Here is a 21,487-nt window from a genome sequence, read left to right on the forward strand (position 1 = left end):
GTCGCCAGAGAAACTGGAAATACTCATATGAATCAAACAGATATGCCGCCCCAGCAAATTAAGCTACACAAGAAATCACGCCTGCTGGAGCTCCGCTACGCCGACGGCAGTCACTACCAACTCAGCTGCGAATTTTTACGTGTCTTCTCACCCTCGGCGGAGGTACGCGGCCACGGGCGCGGCCAGGAGGTATTGCAAACTGGCAAACTGAATGTGGAGATCCGCGATATTATTGCCGTCGGGAACTATGCGGTTCAGCTGGTGTTCGATGACGGGCACGACAGTGGAATTTACTCTTGGCGCTACTTGCGGGAACTCGGTGAAAATTATCAAATCTTATGGGAGGGTTATCTCGCAGAGTTGCGGGCGGCAAATGCCAGCCGCGACCCAGATGAGCAGGTCGTCACACTCGTCGACCCAAGCAAGGGCTAGCGAAATCAGTCTCTCAGGGAGATGGCCGGACGGAGATTAACGCCGCCATCTTCCTCCAGGATACCAATGTTCATTCCTGTCGTATTTTCAACAACGACAACGGGCGGCTGAAAACGGGGACGACGAATAAACTTGATCTGCCAGCCAAAGTTTTCAATACGACGCAGTGACGTTCGCTGCAGCTCAGTAAGCAGCTCAGTAAGGTTGTGAGGCACAGGTTCCGCACCAACACGCTTTTCTTCAATCATGGCCGCACTCCCTCCAATTTAACGCCGAGTTGCATACCCCAACATTAATAAAGGCACAGTGCAGTGACTACCGCGGATTCACCCTATTGACAGACGGCGAGGCAAGCCCTACAAATTTTCTTCAGCAAACGCCGCTAATCGAGATCGTTCTATGCCATTTACATGCATCACCCCGGCGTGGGCGAAGTGCTTACTTTTTTCAACTAGGTACGTTAACCCGGAAGTAAGCGGCGAAATATATTTGTTGTCGATTTGCGCCAGATTTCCCAGCACCACGATCTTCGAGTTAACCCCCACCCGAGTGATAATCGACTTAAGCTGGAACTGGGTTAAGCCCTGCGCCTCATCAATGACAATATAGGCATTGTTGAACGAGCGACCGCGCATAAAGTTTAGTGATTTAAACTGTATATTAGCCTTGTCTTTCACATATTCGATGCTGCTGTAGGGCGACTCATCCCCCCCGTGTAACACCTCAAGATTGTCATCAAAGGCAGCAAGCCACGGCGCCATTTTTTCTTCCTCGGTGCCAGGCAAGAAGCCGATATCTTCGGCAATTGGCGGCGTCGACCGCGCCACAATCAACTTGTCATACCGCTTTTCTTCAAGTATCGCGTGCAAACCATAGGCCAGTGCGATTAGGGTTTTACCCGAGCCCGCCGGACCAGTGAGCACCGTCATATCGATATCCGCCTGGGCAATGAGAAAAAACGCCATCGCCTGTTCCATGTTGCGTGGCGTGAGGCCCCACAGGCTTTGGTGCATCAGCTGCTCAGGGCACAGATCCAATAACTCAACCCGGTCATCATCTACCGCTCTCACCAAACCGGCAAAGCCACTGTCATCGTAGATGAACTGATTGATATGCACATGGGGAAGCACCGACCTGCTTAGAACATGTAGGGTTTGCGGCCCCTCCCGTAGCGTTTCCACACTGTCGACCTGGTCCCAGAATCGCCCGGCGAGGTGTTCATAGCCCTTCGCCATATACTGGATATCGTCCAGAACCCGGTCCCGTCGATAGTCCTCAACATTTTCCAGCCCCGACCCCTTGGCCTTCAAACGCATGTTGATGTCTTTGGTTACCAAGCAAACGTAGGCCTTTGGATTTTTCACCTGTAAGTGCAAGGCAACATTAATAATCCGGTTGTCGTTCGCCTGCTGCTGGCTGCCATCCAGATACGGAGCCTCGGTATCGTGACTGATTAGTTGATCGGGAAAGATCGCCAGGGAGCCCGCAGCCTCGCCTTCACGTGCCGCCGGGATCGGCACCCCCTCCTGAATCTGCTTGGGGCTGGCCTTGAATAGAATCTTATCAATCGCATTGATCGCAATGCGCGCCTCACGGCTTACGTCCTTGTCACGCCGGTCCTTAATGTGATCAAGCTCTTCGAGAACCGTCATCGGCACGACCACACGGTGCTCATGGAAAGCACTCAGGGCCATCGGGTCATGCAATAAAACATTGGTATCCAGAACAAAGATTTTTTCCATCAGGGGCTCTCTACTGGCTGCAAGAAACAAATCGGACCATTGCTCAATAGCGCGACGAGCAACGTGGTGAGGATGTTTTGAGGAAGAGAAGACGGCGGCATGGCTGCCCCCGCATAGCGGCTACCAAGCCTACAACTGATGGCCCATCGGGCCTTGTCGGAATGGGGCAAACGGCTGCTCCAATAAAGACATGCTGTCTTGAATATTAAAAGCTGCCGCGGTGATGTCAACTAAATCTGGTGCCTAATGCGCCCATAACCTCGGCGAGCAAGACGTGGCGGAGGTTTTCCGCTACCCTATCGCCCCTTTCTCAGACCGAAAGCCAAGGTATCTCAACACCATGCTCGACCAAAACGCCCTGCAACAGCTAAAGCAGCTGAAAACCGACATCATTGAAAGTAAGGATCAGGGCGAAGGTGAGGTACGCGGCAGCCAGCGCCGCTTCGGCTTCGTGCGCCTGGATGATGGCCGGGATGTGTTTCTCCCCCCCGACGAGATGCTGCGCGTATTTCCCGGCGACCGGGTAAAGGTCAATGTGTTGACCGATGACAAGGGCAAGTTTAAGGGCGAGCTGGAGAAACTGGTCAATAGCCCTCTGACAAGCTTTACAGGCCGATACATCGTTCGTGGCCAAGGGCACTTTGTGGAGCCTGACCTGCCCCGCTTTAATAAATTGCTCTTCATCCCGCCTTCTGAGCGCAAAAAAGCGCAACCCGGGGATTATCTGCACTGCAAAGTCCATCGCCACCCCTGGAAAGATGGCAAATCTCAAGTAAAAGTGCTGAGCAAAATCGGCAGCCCGGAAGACGCTGGCGTAGAGGGCAAGTATACCCTGTGCAAATTTGAGCTGCCTTTTGACTGGCCAGCCGAGGAAGAACTCATCGACCGTCGCGCAAACCAACGCGAGGACCTGCGCGACACGCCTTTTGTAACGATTGATTCTGCCAGCACGCGAGATATCGACGATGCAATCTACGCGGAGGCCAATGACGCCGGCTGGACGCTGCAAGTGGCGGTAGCCGACCCCGGCGCTTACATTGAAGCAGGCAGCGAATTGGACCGCGCCGCCCAGCAGCGCGCGAGTACGGTCTATCTACCAGGGTGTACTCAGCCCATGCTGCCCGAGCGCATCAGCCAAGACCTCTGCTCACTGGCAGAAGATGTTGAGCGCGCGGCCCTGGTTTGCAACATGCAAATTAGCCAAAGCGGCGAAATCAAAGATATTGCTTTCTCAGAAGCCCTGATTCGCTCCCACGCAAAACTTAGCTATGACGACGTCGCCGTCCATTTGGCAGGAGGCTCTCAGCTTCCTCACGCCAGTATTGAGGCGCTTCATCAAGCCTGCGGGGCGTTGCGCAAGTGGCGTGAAGAGAATGCCCTAATCATGCCCGAACAAGCAGACTTCCACTACGACTTAGACGAGCAGGGCCGCATCACTGCCATCGTCCGCCAAGATCGCAATGACGCCCACCGCCTGGTAGAAGAATGCATGCTCGCGGCCAACCGCAGCGCCGCATTATGGCTGCGCGAAAAGCGCGGCACCGACCGCGCTTTATACAATGGTCACGCAGGGTTTAGAGAAGAGCGCCTCGAAAGTATCGGCAAGTTAGTCGACCAGTCCCTGCCAGAATATAGCGACGCGCCGGTTCAGGAACTCGACGGCTACCGGCGCGTATTGAGCGCCGCGTCTAAGGCAGATAGCCCACTGCCGCTGCGCAGCATTATGGCTCGCATGCTTCAGCCTGGGGAGCTTAGCGCCGAACCACGCCCACATTTTGGCCTGGGGTTCGATTGCTACAGCACCTTCACCTCGCCGCTGCGTAAATACAACGACTTGGTTGTGCAGCGCTGCATTCGCGCCTGCCTGGACAACACCAGCGGCGGCGACTTAAGCGACAACGCCATCGCTAAACTGCAAGAAAAGCTGCGCAATGTGCGCCAAGCCAGCCGGCAAATGGAGCAATGGCTGCAGTACCAGTATCTGGCCAAACAGCCTTCAGAGCAGACATACGCAGGCCACATTGCCCACCTCAATGGCGGCGGCTTTACCGTCGAGCTCCACGATAGCGGTATCAGCGGATTCGTGGAGGCTCGATCGATTCCTGAAAAGCTCAGTTTCGACGCCGACACCCTGCGCCTTTATAACGACCAGCAAACCTATCAACTGGAGCAGGCAGTTACGGTGAAGGTGGCCGAGATCGACCCCTTCCAGCGCAAGTTGCTGTTCACGCTCGCCTGAACGCCAGCGTGAGTGACGCCCGTTAAAACTCCGCGTGCCTCGGCACGCGGGGGAAGGGAATCGCGTCGCGGATATTGTCCATGCCGGTGATGTAATTCAACAGCCGCTCAAAACCCAGGCCGAAGCCAGCGTGAGGCACGGTACCGTAGCGGCGCAGATCACGATACCACTCCAACCCTTCCAACTGTCGATCCTTCATGCGTTGGTCGAGAACATCCAGGCGCTCTTCACGCTGGCTACCGCCGATAATTTCACCAATGCCCGGTGCCAGCACATCCATGGCAGCCACCGTTCTGCCATCATCATTCAGGCGCATGTAAAACGCTTTAATATCTTTTGGGTAGTTACTGACGATTAGCGGCCCACCCACATATTGCTCACAAAGATAGCGCTCGTGCTCGGATTGCAGGTCTCGCCCCCATTCCACCGGGTAGTCAAAAGAGGTCTGCGCTGATGTGAGTATTTTCACCGCCTCGGTGTAATCCATGCGCGCGAACTCACGCTCAGACACCGCCTGCAAGCGCGACAGCACCGTGTCGTCGATATACTGATTAAAGAAAGCCAGGTCGTCTTCGCAGTGCTCCAGCACCTGCTTAATCAGGTAACGCAAAAAGTCTTCTGCCAGGGCGGCATCGTCATCAAGATTGGCAAAAGCTACCTCGGGCTCAACCATCCAAAACTCAGCCAAGTGCCGGCTAGTATTGGAATTTTCCGCGCGAAAGGTCGGCCCAAAGGTATACACCTTGCTCATCGCCAGGCAGTACGCTTCCGCATTAAGCTGCCCCGATACGGTAAGAAATGCCTCCCGGCCAAAGAAGTCCTGACTGAAGTCGACAGCGCCGTGGTTGTCGCGAGGCAAATTTTGCAAATCAAGCGTGCTGACACGAAACATTTCTCCCGCGCCCTCACAGTCGCTGGCCGTTATCAGCGGCGTATTAATCCACTGAAAGTCGCGTTCAAAAAAGTAGCGGTGCACCGCATTGGCCAGCACCGTGCGCACACGCGTAATCGCGCCAAAGGTATTGGTACGTGGGCGCAGGTGCGCCACCCCACGCAGGTATTCAAAACTGTGACGCTTTTTAGCGATGGGGTAAGTATCGGGGTCGTCGACCCAGCCGTAGACCTCGATCTCCTGCGCCTGAATTTCCACGCTCTGCCCCTTCCCCTGAGAGGCGACTAGCGTACCGACAACACTCAGCGAGCAGCCAGCAGTTAAACGCTGCACATCCGACTGATAATTGACCAACTCGCCCGGTGCCACCACCTGCAAAGCGTACTGGGTAGAACCATCGTTCACCGCCAAGAAAGAGAAGCCGCCCTTGGAGTCTCGACGACTGCGCAACCACCCCTTTATCTCGACCGTTGCACCCAGCTCTACGCTACCATTAATTAGCTTTTTAACCGACGTTCCCAGCATATCCCTCCCCTGAACGCGTCTTAACCGCGCAGTTTCTCAAGCAATAAAGCAAATAGTTGGCTATTGTGCATCAACCATCTTTTTCCTGTAAGACGTAACAGCTAAAGTTGCCCCCTTGGCAGGAAAGACCCTATGCAGATCGAAAATTTTGTCGCCCACCGTGGCTGGCGGCGGCATTTCCCAGAGAACACCTTGCTGGCACTGCGCGAAGCGGCTCGCGCGGGCGCGGTTAAGCTCGAGCTAGATGTGCAGCTCAGTGCTGATGGGACACCGTTTATCTTCCACGACCCAGCGTTAACACGTTTGTGCCAACAACCCGGCATGATCTGGGACTATACGGCGGCCGAACTCGCAACGATGTCAGCCTATGAGCCCGAGCGTTTTGGAGACCAGTTCAGGGGCACGCCGCTCAGCCCCCTACGGGAGGTGACCGATTTACTCGACGACTACCCGTCGGTAAATATTTATGTCGAGCTGAAAGGGGAAAGTCTCGCCCAGTTTGGCGCAAACGCCATGGTCACCGCGGTCACGCAAGCCCTGCAGGGCTATCAACACCGCTGTGTGCTCATCAGCTTTGAGCTCGACGCCCTGCTAGTTGCCAAGAACAACGGCTGGCAGCGGTGCGGCGCGGTTTTCGACTACTGGCCGGACTGGCAGCTGGCGTCGCTGGCTGAATTGACGCCTGAAATCGTGTTTATGGACCGCAACTGCGTCCCCGTAGAGACCGATCTGCGCACCCTGCCGCTACCGCTGCTGATCTATGAGGTAGGCAGCGCCCTTGAGGCCCGCGACTGGTTCGAACGCGGAGCCGCCGGAATAGAAAGTTTTAATATTGGCGAAGTATTACAGGAGCTCCACCTTGTCTAACGATATCCACACCGAAGTTGCCATCATTGGCGGCGGCGTTCAGGGCGCAGGCATTGCCCAAGCCGCAGCGGCAGCGGGCTACGACAGCTGTATTTTCGAGCGTGCAACCTGGGCGGCAGGCACCTCCCAGCGCTCAAGCAAATTAATTCATGGCGGTCTTCGCTATTTGGAAACGGCACAGTTCTCCCTGGTGTTCCACAGTCTGCGCGAGCGTGCCCAGCTGCTGCGCAACGCGCCAGAACTTGTCCGCCCAGTACCCTTTTATATACCCATTTATAAAAATACCTCGCGCCGCCCGTGGCAAATTCGCGCCGGCTTGACGCTCTACTACTTGTTGAGTGGCGGCGGCCCGCTGGGGCATTTCCGCAAACTTAAGAAAGAAGAGTGGAACAACCTTGACGGCTTGGATACCAACGGCCTGCAGGCGGTATTCCAATACTGGGACGGTCAAACCGACGACCGGCTGTTAACCGAGGCCGTTGTCGACTCCGCCGCACAACTGGGCGCGCAAACCTTCACGGGCTGGGAGCTATTAGAAGCCAAAAAGAACGAAGATGGCTATTCGCTGACCTTCAACACGGCTGACGGTGAGCGCCGCTGCCATTGTAAAAGCCTGGTTAATGCCACCGGGCCCTGGGTAAATCAAACGTCGCAGCGCATCGAAAACGCAGCGATGACCGAGGAGATCGAACTTGTGCGCGGCAGCCATATCGTGGTCGATAAACGCCTCGGGCGTGGTGTCTACTACATGGAGGCTCCCAGCGACCGGCGCGCCGTTTTTGCCATGCCCTGGGGCGAGCATACACTGGTTGGCACCACCGAGGTCATTCACCGCGATGGGCCAGATAATATCGCGCCAAGCAACGATGAAATCACCTACCTTCAAAATACGCTCAGCCACTTTTTCCCGGGTGAGAAACCCGCGCTTATCGACGCATGGGCAGGGCTGCGCGTTCTTCCACGTTCGGATGACAGCGCCAACAAACGCCTGCGCGACACATTCCTGATGTGTGACGACGAAAATAGCCCGAAAATCCTGTCGGTATACGGCGGCAAGCTCACCGCCTATCGTCACACGGCAGAGCGGGTGCTCGGACTGCTGAGCAAACGCTTAGGCCCCCGGACACCGCGAGCAGATACCCGGCGCACGCCCCTCGCTCCCCGGCAGTGAATTTGCTTGCATGGGAAGCGGCGACCCCGCCGTTTCCCATGTATTACAGCAATTTAACCCCCGCGACATGATGGCAGGGGCTTAAACAAATGATGAACTTTTGCTTAGAATTAATTTAACACACTGATTTTATTGAAATTATCCAGCATTCATAAGCTTAATTTTCGCCACCTTAGGCCACACACACGACGCCGGCTCCCCACCTCCCTGTAACCCCTGTTAAGCCGCTTTCTCCCTATACTGACCCTGTCATCAAGACATTCACAGGAGAAACAACATGGCTCATACATTGACTATCAACGAGATCAACAAAGCAGAAGTGGTAACGGATATCGCAGCCCGTCTTGCACTGGCCAGCATCATTGCCGCCGGCTTTATTGCCAGCATCGTTGCACTGTAAAAAAACCACAGCAGCAAAACCGAGAGGATCACACTATGAAAGCGATCACTGCAACTGAAATGAACAATGCAGAAATTTATGCTGACATCACTGCTCGCGTGAGCTTTATCAGCATTGTCGCAGCGGGGCTTATTGCCTGCTTCATCGCGCTGTAAACGCTAGCCACTGCAGGCATACCACCTCCAACGCCGGCAGCTGAGTACAAACCGTCGCCAGTCCATCACCATCGCGACGAAATGCCGCCCGCCACACCGGCGGGCAGTCAATTCCCCGCCACACTTTAACGCCCCTAGCAGAACCTGGTATGCACGTTTTCTCAGGTGCTCCTTCCAATAAACAGTAGTGCGAACTAAACCGCGTCTCTCTTGTGGCAGCACAACAAGTGAACATAGCGCCCCAAGGCCCAAAACGGCTCCTGAGCGCCGTACTGCCAGTCGATTTCAAGCATGTCGTCAACGCTGCGCTCGCGGCGTAATTGTCTGGACATCAGGTCATGACTGATGCGAACCCCTCGGCGCGACACCACCTCAAGACCCACCGCGGAAAGCGCCGCCTCGACATCCTGCGGCCGGCGGGGCGATGGCGGCGTTAAGCCTCCGGGGTGTCCGGCAAAATCCTCGTCACGCAGTTTGTATAAATTGCCCTTAATCATATTGCCCAATACCAATGCATTGAGGTTGTAGAACATCAACGACAGGTGGCCGCCCTCTTTCATACCGGCTGCCAGATGGCACAGCACTTGCTCCATATCTGCTACCCACTCCAGCACGGCATGACAGATCACCAACTGAAACTGCCCCTGAGCGGCCATACCTTGAATAGGCGCATGGGACAATGACAACTGCCCTGTGCGCCAGTATGAAGATAAACGCTCCCCTGCCAGATCAAGCATCTCCTGCGAAATATCATTGAGCTCAAGCCGGTGCCCCTGCTCGAGAAAGACCTCGGCCATTTGCCCTAATCCACCGCCGGCATCCCAAATGCTTACCGGCTCACCACCAAAAAGCGCTGGCAGCTTCTCCTCGAGCTCTCGGCGGCAAATTGCCAGGCGAAGTTGGCCTTTCGGATTGCCATAGATATTGCGCTGAAAGCGTTGGGCAATTCCGTCAAAGTTTCGGTCGGACATTGGGCTAGCGTCAATGCAGAAAATGAGGCGGGCAGTGTAGAAGGTGATCGCCGCGACGGCAATTAAGGAGTAAACGCCAGAAACCAAAAAGCCGGCGCAAGCGCCGGCTTTCTGAAAATTCGACTTCCACTGTCGCATCCAATCCATTGAATGCCTTAGTCTTCCTGACGACTGCTATTAGAGCAGGCTCGACGTTGGGCCAACAGGCGTTATCACCAGCCCGTGTTGTGAGATATATCTCACAAACACTAGGCGTCAATGTCTGGAATCATCTCGCTGTGCAGGCGTTCGATCGTGTCTTTAATACGTAGTTTTTCTTTTTTTAGGCGCTGCAATAGCAACTGATTTTGCCAGGGATTCGACGCCAACAACGAAATTTCTTCGTCTAAGGCGCGATGCCGGCGCTTGAGCAGCAATAGACGCGCACCTGCAGAAAGGCAATTATCCATAGTACGGTCATTTTCCAGGGTTGGATCGAAGCCCTTATTGTTACTCCCCCGGCCATGCGAAAACAAGCGTCATCAGGACAAGCAACTGATCTTTTTCGTCACTGGGCAATGATAACTTACGCCATTGTTGCCCTCCACCGCCTTAGCAATACTGTAGTGCGTATTCATCGAACGGCACGCCAGCGGGTGTTGCCCTGATTCAGAGGCTTAGGTAATGCAAACCGAACTATGTAAAAAACTGGGTATCGAGTACCCAATCTTCGCATTCACTCACTGCCGTGACGTCGTGGTGGCCGTAAGTAAAGCCGGCGGTATCGGTGTACTCGGCGCGGTTGGCTTTTCGCCCGAAGAACTAAAAGAAGAACTTGATTGGATCGACGCCCACATTGGTGACCTGCCCTATGGCGTGGACATCGTTATCCCGCAAAAGTATGAAGGCATGGGCGATATGAGCCCCGAGGAGCTGGAAAAGCAGCTCTGGGATATGGTGCCCGAGGAGCACGTGGATTTCGCACAAAAACTGCTGGCGGACCACGGCGTTCCCGAGTGGCCAGACGGTAGCAAGGGTATGGGCCTGCTTGGCTGGACAGAAGCCACAGCCACTCCACTGCTCAAAGAGGCCCTCACACGCCCCAAGTGTAAACTGATCGCCAACGCTCTCGGCACACCACCGGCTGACAAGGTCAAAATGATTCAAGACAGCGGCCGCCTGGTCGGCGCATTGTGCGGCAAGGTCAAGCAGGTAAAAGCCCACCGCGAAGCGGGTCTGGACTTTATCGTTGCCCAGGGCGGCGAAGGTGGCGGCCACACTGGTGATGTCGGCTCTATCGTATTCTGGCCACAGGCCGTAAAAGCGGCGGGCGACATCCCCGTACTGGCTGCTGGCGGTATTGGCAGCGGCGAACAAATGCTGGCGGCGATGGCGATGGGCTGCGCCGGTGCATGGAGCGGCTCACTGTGGCTGACCGTTGAAGAGGCGCACGCCGAACCCGCACAGAAAGAGTCGCTGCTAAAAGCAACCAGTGAAGACACTGTGCGCTCACGCTCCTGGACTGGGAAGCCCTGTCGAATGCTCAAGAATGACTGGACCGACGCGTGGTCGACCCCCGGCAACCCTGAGCCGCTGGGCATGCCGCTGCAAGGCTTGGTTTCCGGCGACGGCATTCGTCGCACCGCCAAATATGCCGCGGTGGGTGAATGTCAAAAAGTTGCCTTCAACCCGGTAGGACAGGTCGTCGGGCAGATCAATGAGGTCGAGTCCACCCGCAATGTGGTGTTCCGCCTGATCAACGAGTACGTCGACGCACTGGATCGCATCAATAGCTTGATGCCAGACGCGTAAAAGACCCGAACAACGGCGCCCTCAAGGCGCCGTTTTTACTCCCGGTTTACCCCCTGCTCTGCCAACACCCTCTCCACTGTGTCGACAATAACCTGGGTCTGACGGTCCACCTCGATATTCACTTCACTGCCCACCTCCAGTGCGCTTAAGTTAGTGCTGCGAAGCGTTTCCGGAATCAAACAGACGGAAAAAATACCGCGCTCTTTATCCATGCTCGCTACAGTTAGGCTGCAACCATGCAAGCCAATGAAGCCCTTGTGGAAAACATATTTACACAAGGCCTCGGGCAACTGGAAATACAAACTCACATTGTTTTCAGAACGCTGCACCTCACAGACTCTGGCCCGCCCATCAATGTGGCCGGAAATCAGATGGCCGCCGATTTCCGCCCCCTGCTTAGCGGAACGCTCAACATTGACGCTGTCACCCATTTTTAGCTGACCCAGCGTGGTGAGCGACAGCGTTTCCTGCATCGCGTCAAAGTGCACTGTCGGCCCGTCAATGCGAGTGACCGTCATACATACGCCATTTAGCGCAATACTGGCACCAATGCTCAGCTCATCCTGCAGAGACTCGGGCAGATCCACGGCCAGGCGCCGCAACCCCGGTTCATCGACCAAACCACACAAGGGGAATGCGCCCTGAACAATGCCTGTATACATCCATCAACTCCTGGCTAGTGATTGCAGCAATACTACGAATATCGCATTATGCGTGGCCAACAATTATCCGCAAAGTAATAACAACAAGAGGTGCCTATGGGACTCCGCATAATGAACATTGCCACACTGGTATTTTGGCTGGCTTTTGTGATCAACTTTTTCCAGCCCCTGGCTGGCGACAGCAGCCATTGGATCAACTGGGTCGGCTACGGCCTATTAGCCGCTCACTTCTGTGAATGTCTCATCTTCAGCAAAGAGTTGCACCGCGATTACGCGAACAACCTAGCGCTGGGTTACATTACCGTGCTGCTACTCGGCCTTGGCCGAACGTCAGCGTGGCTGAATGAGCGTAAATCTACCGCAGTCTAAGTCATCAGCCATAGCCCACAACCCGCGGAACTGCTAGCATTATCCACTTCGAACAATGTGCAATAGGGCGAGTCAATGAAGCGGGTTATCTTTAACCAAAAAGGCGGTGTGGGCAAAACAAGTATCAGCTGCAACCTTGCAGCTATCAGCGCCTGGAAAGGCTTTAAAACCCTGCTGATCGACTTGGACATCCAAGGCAACAGCAGCGAGTACCTCGTTGGTGAACAGTTTCGTGACCTCGACGACAATGCCGCCAGCTTTTTTAAGCAAAAGCTGGCCCTTTTTGGCAAGAGCAAAGACGCGGGTGACTGCGTATACGAAACCGAATTCGACAATCTCTACTTGATGCCTTCAAGCCCTGAGTTAGCAGTAATCGAGCGCGAACTCGAGAGCCGACACAAAATCTACAAACTCCGCGATGCCCTGCGCGAGCTGGAAAAAGAATATGAGCATATCTATATCGATACGCCACCGGCATTGAATTTTTACAGCCGCTCAGCCCTGATTGCCGCCGACAGCCTGGTCATCCCCTTCGACTGCGATAGCTTTTCGCAGGGCGCGCTGATGGGCTTACTGGAAACCGTGGAGGAGATTCGCGAAGACCACAACCCAGGGCTGCATTTAGAAGGTATTGTGGTCAATCAGTTTCAGGCCCAGGCGAGCTTGCCCGCCCAATTGGTAGACAGCCTGCGTGCGAACGAGCTGCCCGTTTTCGAACAATACCTGAGCAGCTCTGTAAAAATGAAGGAATCACGCAACCGGCAATTACCGCTTGTGCACCTTGCCCCCTCCCACAAACTTACGCAGCAGTTGATTGCACTGCACGACAGTTTGAGCGACAGCGGCAGCAAGGCCGCACGCCGGGCATAGCACTGTAACTAGGGCGTTGCTCGGCCGTTGATGCCGACAACGCCCTTCTTGACGACCGTCATATCCCCCAGGCCAAAGTTGCCCACATCGGCACTCAACTTGAGCTCGTAATCCAGGTCGGCACCAACGTTACTCAGCAAATTGCGCAGCAAGCCAATACCACTGAGCAGGTTAATACCCACTGGCACCTCAATATTGCTCTGACCATTCGCCGGCACCCGCACTTCTTCATTAAAGCTGCCCGATGCTAGCTTGCTGCCAGCCAGGTGCATTTCATAGCGCAGCCGCCCCAGATTCAGCTCAAAGCCATTTGGGTTATCCAACTGCAAGCCCACCAGCAATTGCTGCTGAAGACCGTTTGACGCACCCACATTAATGCGGGTTATCGCCACTTCTGGTTTGGTAATGGGACTAAAGCTTGCACAGGCACTCAATAGCAGCGCAATGGCAGCAACAAAAAATTTATTCACGGAATTTGCCTTGAAAAGAGAAGGGACGCCGAGCGGCGCCCCACGCAGAGAAGCAGTGATTTACTGCTGCATTGGCAGCAGTTCAATCTCTACACGGCGGTTTTGAGCACGCCCAGAGGCAGTGCTGTTGTCCGCGATTGGGTCGCGAGGGCCATAACCCGTTGCGCGAATGCGGCTCGACGCAACACCCTGGTTCATGAAGTAGCGCGCTACGCTGCCTGCACGCTGCTCTGACAATGTCTGGTTGGTCTGAAAGCTGCCGGTCGAGTCTGTGTAACCGTTTACTTGCATCAGTGTTTTATCAAACTCTTTGGCCACTAGCGCGACGCTGTCCAGCACACTGGTGAAACCACCCATGATGACAGAGCTACCGGTATCAAAAGTGATATTCCCCGGCATGATGAGCTTAATGGTATCGCCAACGCGCTGTACGCCGACGCCAGTGCCTTCCAAGCGGGCACGAAGTTTGGCTTCCTGGCGGTCCATGTAATAACCGTAGCCACCACCCGCAGCAGCGCCAGCTGCAGCGCCGATCAACGCACCTTTTTTACGGTCTTTCTTACTGGATACAGCCGCCCCTAGCACCGCACCCCCGAGAGCGCCCCAGCCGGCGCCTTTAGCGGTATTACTGGCTTTTTCTTCACCTGTGTACGGGTCGATGCTACACGCAGTGACAAATAGCGCGACGGTGATACATGCAACGAGGCGCATGGACTTCTGAATACGGATCATATTTCCCCCTAACACTTTGGTATGTCTGTTTCTGCTACAGACTCTGACTCGATAATGGCACAAGCTTTCCAATAAAAAAGGGCCACTATTCACATCCGGTATTATTACTGTGGCTTATGACAATTAAATAGTAGTCCTAGTTCAGCGGTGCGCGCCACTTTCCATCTCGATTGGCATCAAAGTAAATGGGGTTACTCAGCGCCAGCGGACGCAAACCGGGGTAAAGCTGGCGGTAACGGTCACCCGCAGGCCCGCTTACCTCAACCACTACCCAGGCATCCTCCTCGACCACCAGCTCTATTACTTTGTGGTCGTTAGCCCGGCATGGCAGCTGACGATATATGCGACCGTTTACCCAAATTGTCATCTGCTCCAGCTCGACCCAGGGCGCAGAGCGCAGCTGCACATGTAACTCTGCCCTACGCCCCGCGAAGGTATCGCCAATACCCGCTCGTTGGTCACCCTCTCGCAGGGTAAGCGCCATAAACGGGCCGGTCGTCATAAAACTGCGCCCCTCAGACAGCGCCTCCACCAGCGCCGCCTCGCTGATGGGCAAGCCGCCCGACTCCGGAAGATAAATATAATTTCTTGGGATCGCGGCGTGCTGACGACGACCATGGGAGTCGCTATTTCCCGTCGCACCGCGCCTGGCGCCCTGGTTCAGCAGCGAGAACCAGTCGTCACGCACTGTCTCATACACCTCAAATTCACTGCCGTTAAGCACTTCCAACAAGTCAAAATCAATATCGCGGGCACCGCTGGCCGGATCCACCTTCAGCAGGCTGTTATTGTTATCACTATTCAAGGGCAGTGCAGGGTCATACTCTTTCCCCACAGAAAGGTGCTCGAAAAACGCCAAGTCAGTGTCTAGCGGAGCAACAGCCCGTGGATGGTTTAGCTGAAACAGCGCGCCCGGATCGCGACGCTTAACATCGGCAATCAATTCGCGCAACGCTCTACCTTCAATTTTGGGAATACCGCCAGCGTATTGCTCCGGCCGCGCCTGCAGGGGAAATGCATTACTGTGGCCAATTGTGAACGGTGCCTTGGCAGTGTGCGCCATGCCCGTGAACTCACTGCCGACGATAAGCTGCAGCACCCCGTTCAATCCCATCGCCGACACCGCACTCCGACCATCGACAATGCGATTGTGTTCTGATGCGACCAGAAGTTCGGCGCCCTGCGCGACAAAGCTGCGCAGGCGCTCTTGCAGGGGCAGTACCGAATCAAAGCTGGCGCCACTGTGAACGTGTAAATCAGCGCTTCGCCAGTCTTCGCTATACCACGCTCGCTGGGGTGGCCGAATGGGCAACTCACTGCGCTGCCCGGCGACAACAGTCAGCAGGTATTCTTCGACGTCATATTCAATTCCGCGCCCCACCAGCACGCGGTAGTGCCCCTCGGGTAAAGAAATACGCTCAGGGTCAGAGGGAACGCCGGCAAGGTCAATGCGATTCCCCTGATCTTCATTGCGCTGGGCAATCCCCCCTTCTGAAAACGCCAGCAAGTCGTCGCCAAACTCTGGGTCTGCCGTGCCGTTTACACCGAAAAAATACAAACTCATGGCAACATTGCGGGGCAAACTGAGTTCACCATTTTGGGTAAACAGCCAACGCCCCGAGTCATTGCGGCTATCCACCACCGATAACTCTCTCGCTTTGCGCTGCCCCCAGGGGGTCACTGCGCTAACCCTGACGCGCTGGGCACGATCGGGCAGGCGCACGCGAAAACTACCATCGGCATTAGGGCGCACCTGCGTTACGGCTCTTTCATGCCGGTCCCACACCGAAAAGGACACCGCTTGGTGGCTGCTATAGCCACGCAGCTCGGGGCCCCGATAGATCTGGTCGGTGACCGATGCCACGTCGCTGCGCTTGCCTACCACCACATTAAAGTTGGCGAGCAAGCGCTCCTTTTTGTCGATATCCATAAACCGGTTCTGCAACATCGACAACCAATTCAGGCGCTCACTTTGCATCCACAAAGGGCGCGTCATCCAGCCGTGCATACTGTAATCGGGAAACACCGCCAGGAACGTCGGTAGCGAGCGTCGTGTACCACTGGCAGTAATCAGCTCAGCCGACTCAAGCTGGACGCCATAACTGACCCCGGCCTCATAGGCGTCACTGCCAACCAGAATATTCCAGTCTGCGGGCATGAGACCATTGATCAACGAAGCGGTGTCGTGGCGATCTATCTGCTTTTGTGCAAAGCCCAATGTCGCCTCTGGCGTATAGCTCGAATAGCTAAAGGGCGACAGTGCCCGCTGCGAGTAGAGGGTAAATAGACCGCTCAAACGCAGCGCAGGCCCCTCGGCATAACGGCTTATCTCTACCTGCACGTTCAGTGTTTGACTGTCTTCTTCAAGACGGTAGCGAACAATCTGACGCAAGCCGTCGCGCTGGCCCAGGGTAACGATTTCGGCACCACCATCACGAATTTCGGCGTGAATGCGCTGCACGGGAATCGCGGTGTCTTTGCTCAAACCCGTCAGGAAATTGGCGTAGCTCCACTGGTCATCGTCCCGGTCACAGTAGCCAAGATCGACCAAGCTGCCACCGCCGCTAACGATGCCCGCGTCGTGTTCTACATCACTTATCGCCGCGCAAAGCACACCGTTACTGAGCCACCAATCACCCACGCCGGCAATCGCATCGGGCCCACCGCGGGGATAGCTATCCATCTTAGCCAACTGCATTTGCTCGGCACGCAACAGTGACGATACCGCCTCCGGCTCGGCATCCACATCAGGTAAAAATTCCAGCGGCGGGCGAACTAACGATTGCGCCAACACCGCAGAGGATAGCCCGCAGAAACATACGGCGAGCAAGGCTCGCGCGCGGCAAAAAAAGCGAGGGGGACGAGTCATTAAATATCCTTTTTCATGAAAGGCCCCAAAAATGCGTTATGGCAGCTGTACGCTGACATCTGATTGCTCGGCCGGCAGTTGCTCGCCAAGAAAACGCTTAGCAGCCACACGCTGCTGCTGGCCTAAAGCGAAATGTGATTCTAAGAATGCATAAATCGCCAGGGTATTTAGCCAATGCTGACGAATCGGGTTCATCGCCGTCGGCAGCGGCATCTGCGTACACAGTTTGGGATGCTCAGCAAAAATTAAGCCCTCTTCCAAGCTGCCTAATTCGTGACTCCAATCATCGTCTTCGGTTTTCTCCAAGCCTTGATTGACTTGCCGACAACCCAAACTGTCCGGGTTGTCCATCCATCGCAGGGCACGAGCCAAGCTGGCAAAGCCAGTGTGCGAAGCGCCATCAATGGTAACCAGTGTCGCACCGGGCACCCTCTGAGGAATATCGGCGGCATTATCCTGATAGCTGATCATCGGGTCTATGGGCGAGGCTATCATCATAAAAGGCAGTGGTCGGCTCTGGAAAAAAGCAGGGCCAAACATGTAGCTGGGCCCGGCAATCGACACCGCCGCACTGACACGGGGGTCGTGCAAACGCGGATGAAAGGCGACCATTGTCGATGTCATACCGCCCAGCGACAATCCAATCGCGGCAATACGCGAGTCGTCAATATGCTGGTAAAACTGGTTGCCCTGCTCGGCATTCCAGCTTAGGAATTGGTCAATCAGGAAACTGATATCTCCGGGCTGATTCACCACGTCTTTTACCAATGGGCCGCCAGGGGCATTAAAATTGGTAAGCGGGTAGTCCATTGCCGCCACAATATAACCGTGGCTGGCCAAATGCTCGGCCAAATAACGGCCGCCGGTTCGGTCCGACATAAAGCCGTGGCTATATATCACCAGTGGTGCGCGACCATGCAGCACCTCGGGCAGCCATATACGCGTTTTCAGCTCGCGCTCATCGCTACCGGAAAAATCGCCATTCGCCTGCATAGGCCGCGTGTCGTCTACAAGCGTGACATCAAAAAATGTCACCTCTTGAGGGCCGGCTTGCAACCACTGCGCCGACGCCGAATCGGCCGCCAGAGGTTCAGGCTTTTTAGTAAAGACAAATACGGCGGCAGCCGCCCCGACGAGCACCAAGAGTGCCAAAAGAATTTTCTTTAACATATGCGGCTATCTTAGGAGAAACAGAAAGCCGTAACTTAACAAGAGCCGCGCCGCGACTCCACATTCGCCATCAATATCGGGATAAAAAAGCAGCCAGAGGCAACTTTTTTATCCCGCGACCACGCCTCTACCAGCCTCAGTGCTCAACAAATGCCCGCTCAATCACGTAGTGCCCGTAGTCGCCCGCGCGCGTTTCGCGAAATCCCAGGCTGTGGAGCAACTGCGTACTCTCCTTTAGCATGGCCGGGCTGCCGCACAACATGAAGCGATCATGTTCGGGATTCAGGGCCGGCAAACCCACATCGGACATGAGTTTTCCGCAGCGTATTAAGTCTGTTAAGCGGCCATTGTTGCGATACGCCTCTCGGGTTACCGTTGGGTAATACAACAGCTTGTCGCGCACCAGCTCGCCAAAGTACTCGTTGCCGGGCAACTCTTCACAAATCAGCTTTTGGTAAGCCAGCTCGCTCTGGTAACGAACCCCGTGGGTTAAAATCACCTTATCGTACTGCTCGTAGAGCTCCGGGTCTTTAATCAGGCTCATGAAGGGCGCCAAACCGGTTCCCGTAGAGAGCAGGTACAAGTTGCGCCCGGGCAACAGATTGTCTGCTATCAATGTTCCGGTCGGTTTACGGCTCACCAGCACCTCGTCGCCCACGCGTATTTTTTGCAATTGCGACGTCAGCGGCCCATCGGGAACCTTAATACTGAAAAACTCCAGCTCATCTTCGTAGTTAGCACTCACCAGGCTGTAGGCACGCATTAGCGGGCGTCCGGCCTGCGGTAAACCGATCATGGTGAAGTGACCGTTTTTATATCGAAATGAAGGGTCGCGGCTGGTTTTAAAGCTGAACAGCGTATCATTCCAATGATGCACGCTCGTTACTCGCTCAGAACTTATCGTCTTCATTGCTCACCTCGTTGATACTGTGCTACTTGGCTGCTGCCATTGAATTTGCAGTTACTGTACGTCGCGGCTAACATATCGGCAAAACAACTTATTTGAATTTAAATAATCGGATCAATTGATATGCATTACACACTTCGCCAGCTAGAAGTCTTTCTCGCGGCCGCCCATACCGAGAACATCACTCGCGCCGCCCAACAGCTATCAATGTCCCAGTCCGCCGCGTCCAGCGCACTAAAAGACCTGGAGAAACAGTTTTCTATTCAATTGTTTGACCGCGTCGGTAAACGACTGCAAATCAATGAGTTAGGCCGCGCCCTCAGGCCGCAAGCGGAATCTTTACTCGACCAGGCACAGGCCTTAGAACACGCCTTTAAACAACATGACTGTATTGGTGAAATTAAAATTGGCGCTACGCTGACCATTGGTAATTACCTTGCCGTGGACATCATGGCGGAGTTCATTCAACGCCACCCCAGCGCCAGCGTGCAGCTGCATGTCGCCAACACGGAGGCCATCGGCCAACAGGTGCTCAGCTTTAATTTGGATATGGGGCTGATTGAAGGCGAGTTCCAACACCCCGATTTGGAGGTAACGCCCTGGCGAGAGGACGAGCTGCAAGTGTTTTGCAGCCCGCAGCACCCACTTGCCAAGAAAAGCTCATTGACAGACGACGACCTTGTAAAGGCTCAGTGGATACTGCGCGAGCCGGGTTCGGGTACACGCCAAGCGTTTGATCGCGCCATGCACGATCTGCTGCCAAACATGACAATTGGTCTGGAGCTGCAACATACAGAGGCAATCAAACGTGCGGTCGAGAACGGCTTGGGCATCGGCTGCCTGTCACGCGTCTCACTGGAAGCGGCCATAGATAGCGGCCGCATCATCGCTCTCCCTACTCCGAGTCGGGACCTGCGACGCAACTTCTACTTCATTTTGCACCGCCAAAAATACCGCAGCGAGGGGATCATTCGCTGGCTCGAGCTATGCCAAAACAGTTAGGACCTGTTAACAGGCCCTAGTGAGCCTCTGCATAACTATCCGCTTCCACCTGGCGAGCGTAGAGAGAGGGGCGCGGCAAGACTATTAGCGCCAGCACAGAGCAAAGCGCCATGGTTATTGTCATCGGCCACAACTGATCACTGACAAAACGCGTGGACAGGGCGCTGACAAGCGCGCCAATTAAATACTGGCCACTGCCCAGCAACGCCGACGCAATGCCACTGTGCTTGGGAAAAAAGTGCAGGCAGCAGGCCTGGGTATTGCCCATAACCCCACCCAGAGCACCCACACTCACCACAATTAGCCCGACCACTAACCACAAAGGCGGGTTAAACGGTGTGACAAGCAGCAAACCGATGCACGCAACCCCCTGCAGCATCACCGCACCATAAAGTATTTTGGCCGCAGGCAAGGTATTGAGCAGATAGTTATTCACCCGGTTGGCGATCGCCAGGGTAACAATATTGGCCGCAAACAGAATCGAAAACACAGCCTCACTCTGCCCGTAGTGCTCCATATACACCACGGCGGAATTGACTAGGAAGGTCATCATCACCGCGAAAGTCAGGCCTTGTACCAACACATAGCGCATAGCCACGCGGTGACGCAATACATGGCGATAGCGCTGCAACAAACTCTGCGCGGGCCCCGGTAATGCTGAGGCGTCGGTAACGTGGAGGAAGCGCCACGTTGCCAGTAGCACCACAGAGGCGTAGGCCGCCAAGGCAACGAAAACGGCTCGCCAGCCGCTCAAGGTATAGAGCAGCGTGCCCAGTGCTGGCGCGATGGCAGGCGCGAAGATCGTAATCAACGCGATCAGTGCGAACAGTTTGGCAGTCGCTTGCCCCTCCGTGTTATCGCGAATAATCGCCGGCACCACAACGGAAGCAAAACCACCGCCGACAGCCTGCAATACCCGGGCGAACCAAAAGACCTCCAGGCTTTCAGCAAAGGCCAGAATTACGCTGGCGACAAAAAAGATCGCCAAACCACCAAACAATACCGGCCGGCGGCCCCAGTAGTCACTGAGGGGCCCGCCGCAAAACTGTCCAAAGCTCAGGCCCAAAATATACAGACTTACGGTGATCGCCAGCTGCTGCACCGGCACAGAAAAGTCCCGGGCGATAGCCGGAATTGTCGGCAAATACAGGTCGATAGCCAAAGGTGACAAGGCAAAAATCGACGCTAGCAGAAAGGTAATGGGCAGCGACACCGCTCGCGAATTCATAACGGCTCCAGTTAGGCAAGCGA

The 21,487-nt window shown here is 55.1% G+C and carries 21 protein-coding genes; 9 read left to right on the forward strand and 12 right to left on the reverse strand.

Going from position 1 to position 21,487, the window contains the following annotated elements; translation table 11 throughout:
* The first annotated feature begins 27 nt into the window (after window positions 1-27).
* The gene (locus H573_RS0104365) at window positions 28-432 is read left to right on the forward strand and encodes a gamma-butyrobetaine hydroxylase family protein (protein WP_027873199.1); all 405 of its coding nucleotides are present in this window, start codon (window positions 28-30) and stop codon (window positions 430-432) included.
* A 5-nt stretch (window positions 433-437) separates the two neighbouring features.
* Here the strand turns inward: H573_RS0104365 and H573_RS17005 are convergent, their stop codons facing one another.
* A complete protein-coding gene (locus tag H573_RS17005) occupies window positions 438-680 on the reverse strand; it encodes a hypothetical protein (protein ID WP_051171007.1) in 243 nt (80 codons plus the stop codon).
* Between the two features lie 108 nt (window positions 681-788).
* Window positions 789-2,174, reverse strand: a complete 1,386-nt coding sequence (locus tag H573_RS0104375; RefSeq protein WP_027873200.1) for a PhoH family protein — start codon at window positions 2,172-2,174, stop codon at window positions 789-791.
* 274 nt (window positions 2,175-2,448) lie between these two features.
* Between H573_RS0104375 and H573_RS0104380 the strand changes: the two genes are divergently transcribed.
* Window positions 2,449-4,413: a VacB/RNase II family 3'-5' exoribonuclease gene (locus H573_RS0104380; RefSeq protein ID WP_154653834.1), complete on the forward strand. Its 1,965-nt coding sequence runs from the start codon at window positions 2,449-2,451 to the stop codon at window positions 4,411-4,413.
* A gap of 22 nt (window positions 4,414-4,435) precedes the next feature.
* Here H573_RS0104380 and asnS read toward each other — a convergent pair whose 3' ends face one another.
* Window positions 4,436-5,830 (reverse strand): asparagine--tRNA ligase, encoded by a 1,395-nt coding sequence (asnS, locus tag H573_RS0104385; RefSeq protein WP_027873202.1) that lies wholly within the window; start codon window positions 5,828-5,830, stop codon window positions 4,436-4,438.
* A gap of 132 nt (window positions 5,831-5,962) precedes the next feature.
* Here asnS and H573_RS18840 point away from each other — a divergent pair, with 132 nt between their 5' ends.
* From H573_RS18840 to H573_RS19815, 3 genes are all read left to right on the forward strand, one after another.
* Window positions 5,963-6,697 (forward strand): glycerophosphodiester phosphodiesterase family protein, encoded by a 735-nt coding sequence (locus H573_RS18840; RefSeq protein WP_051171008.1) that lies wholly within the window; start codon window positions 5,963-5,965, stop codon window positions 6,695-6,697.
* Window positions 6,690-7,868, forward strand: coding sequence for a glycerol-3-phosphate dehydrogenase/oxidase (locus tag H573_RS0104395; protein WP_027873203.1), 1,179 nt, complete (start codon window positions 6,690-6,692; stop codon window positions 7,866-7,868). Before H573_RS18840 ends, H573_RS0104395 begins: the two co-directional genes overlap by 8 nt.
* A gap of 277 nt (window positions 7,869-8,145) precedes the next feature.
* The gene (locus tag H573_RS19815; protein WP_267878898.1) at window positions 8,146-8,268 is read left to right on the forward strand and encodes a hypothetical protein; all 123 of its coding nucleotides are present in this window, start codon (window positions 8,146-8,148) and stop codon (window positions 8,266-8,268) included.
* Window positions 8,269-8,617: 349 nt separating this feature from the next.
* Here H573_RS19815 and H573_RS0104410 read toward each other — a convergent pair whose 3' ends face one another.
* Entirely contained in the window at window positions 8,618-9,541 is a 924-nt protein-coding gene (locus H573_RS0104410) for a methyltransferase domain-containing protein (RefSeq protein ID WP_051171009.1), read from the reverse strand.
* A 101-nt stretch (window positions 9,542-9,642) separates the two neighbouring features.
* Window positions 9,643-9,843 carry a YdcH family protein gene (locus tag H573_RS0104415; RefSeq protein WP_027873205.1) on the reverse strand — a complete coding sequence of 67 codons (201 nt, stop codon included), beginning with the start codon at window positions 9,841-9,843 and terminating at the stop codon, window positions 9,643-9,645.
* Window positions 9,844-10,057: 214 nt separating this feature from the next.
* Here H573_RS0104415 and H573_RS0104420 point away from each other — a divergent pair, with 214 nt between their 5' ends.
* Window positions 10,058-11,185: a nitronate monooxygenase gene (locus tag H573_RS0104420; protein ID WP_027873206.1), complete on the forward strand. Its 1,128-nt coding sequence runs from the start codon at window positions 10,058-10,060 to the stop codon at window positions 11,183-11,185.
* Window positions 11,186-11,220: 35 nt separating this feature from the next.
* Here H573_RS0104420 and H573_RS0104425 read toward each other — a convergent pair whose 3' ends face one another.
* A complete protein-coding gene (locus tag H573_RS0104425) occupies window positions 11,221-11,847 on the reverse strand; it encodes a riboflavin synthase (RefSeq protein ID WP_027873207.1) in 627 nt (208 codons plus the stop codon).
* Window positions 11,848-11,943: 96 nt separating this feature from the next.
* Between H573_RS0104425 and H573_RS0104430 the strand changes: the two genes are divergently transcribed.
* The gene (locus tag H573_RS0104430) at window positions 11,944-12,216 is read left to right on the forward strand and encodes a DUF1145 domain-containing protein (RefSeq protein ID WP_084497921.1); all 273 of its coding nucleotides are present in this window, start codon (window positions 11,944-11,946) and stop codon (window positions 12,214-12,216) included.
* 75 nt (window positions 12,217-12,291) lie between these two features.
* Entirely contained in the window at window positions 12,292-13,086 is a 795-nt protein-coding gene (locus H573_RS0104435; RefSeq protein ID WP_027873209.1) for a ParA family protein, read from the forward strand.
* 8 nt (window positions 13,087-13,094) lie between these two features.
* Here the strand turns inward: H573_RS0104435 and H573_RS0104440 are convergent, their stop codons facing one another.
* From H573_RS0104440 to H573_RS0104460, 5 genes are all read right to left on the reverse strand, one after another.
* Complete coding sequence (locus tag H573_RS0104440) at window positions 13,095-13,556, reverse strand: LEA/WHy family protein (protein WP_027873210.1); 462 nt, start codon at window positions 13,554-13,556, stop codon at window positions 13,095-13,097.
* A gap of 60 nt (window positions 13,557-13,616) precedes the next feature.
* Entirely contained in the window at window positions 13,617-14,267 is a 651-nt protein-coding gene (locus H573_RS0104445) for a YiaD family glycine zipper/OmpA-like lipoprotein (RefSeq protein WP_036255856.1), read from the reverse strand.
* A 157-nt stretch (window positions 14,268-14,424) separates the two neighbouring features.
* The gene (locus H573_RS0104450; protein ID WP_027873212.1) at window positions 14,425-17,157 is read right to left on the reverse strand and encodes a CehA/McbA family metallohydrolase; all 2,733 of its coding nucleotides are present in this window, start codon (window positions 17,155-17,157) and stop codon (window positions 14,425-14,427) included.
* Window positions 17,158-17,193: 36 nt separating this feature from the next.
* Window positions 17,194-18,327, reverse strand: coding sequence for an alpha/beta hydrolase family protein (locus H573_RS17015; RefSeq protein ID WP_051171010.1), 1,134 nt, complete (start codon window positions 18,325-18,327; stop codon window positions 17,194-17,196).
* A gap of 136 nt (window positions 18,328-18,463) precedes the next feature.
* On the reverse strand, window positions 18,464-19,237 hold the full coding sequence (locus H573_RS0104460; RefSeq protein ID WP_027873213.1) for a ferredoxin--NADP reductase: 774 nt from the start codon (window positions 19,235-19,237) through the stop codon (window positions 18,464-18,466).
* A gap of 120 nt (window positions 19,238-19,357) precedes the next feature.
* On the opposite strand from H573_RS0104460, the gene H573_RS0104465 reads away from it, so the two are divergent.
* Window positions 19,358-20,236: a LysR family transcriptional regulator gene (locus H573_RS0104465; protein ID WP_027873214.1), complete on the forward strand. Its 879-nt coding sequence runs from the start codon at window positions 19,358-19,360 to the stop codon at window positions 20,234-20,236.
* A gap of 16 nt (window positions 20,237-20,252) precedes the next feature.
* Here the strand turns inward: H573_RS0104465 and H573_RS0104470 are convergent, their stop codons facing one another.
* Window positions 20,253-21,464, reverse strand: coding sequence for a multidrug effflux MFS transporter (locus H573_RS0104470; protein WP_036255738.1), 1,212 nt, complete (start codon window positions 21,462-21,464; stop codon window positions 20,253-20,255).
* Window positions 21,465-21,487: the final 23 nt, after the last annotated feature.

The organism is Neomelitea salexigens DSM 19753 (genome assembly GCF_000422345.1).
Lineage (GTDB): Bacteria > Pseudomonadota > Gammaproteobacteria > Pseudomonadales > Spongiibacteraceae > Spongiibacter > Spongiibacter marinus_A.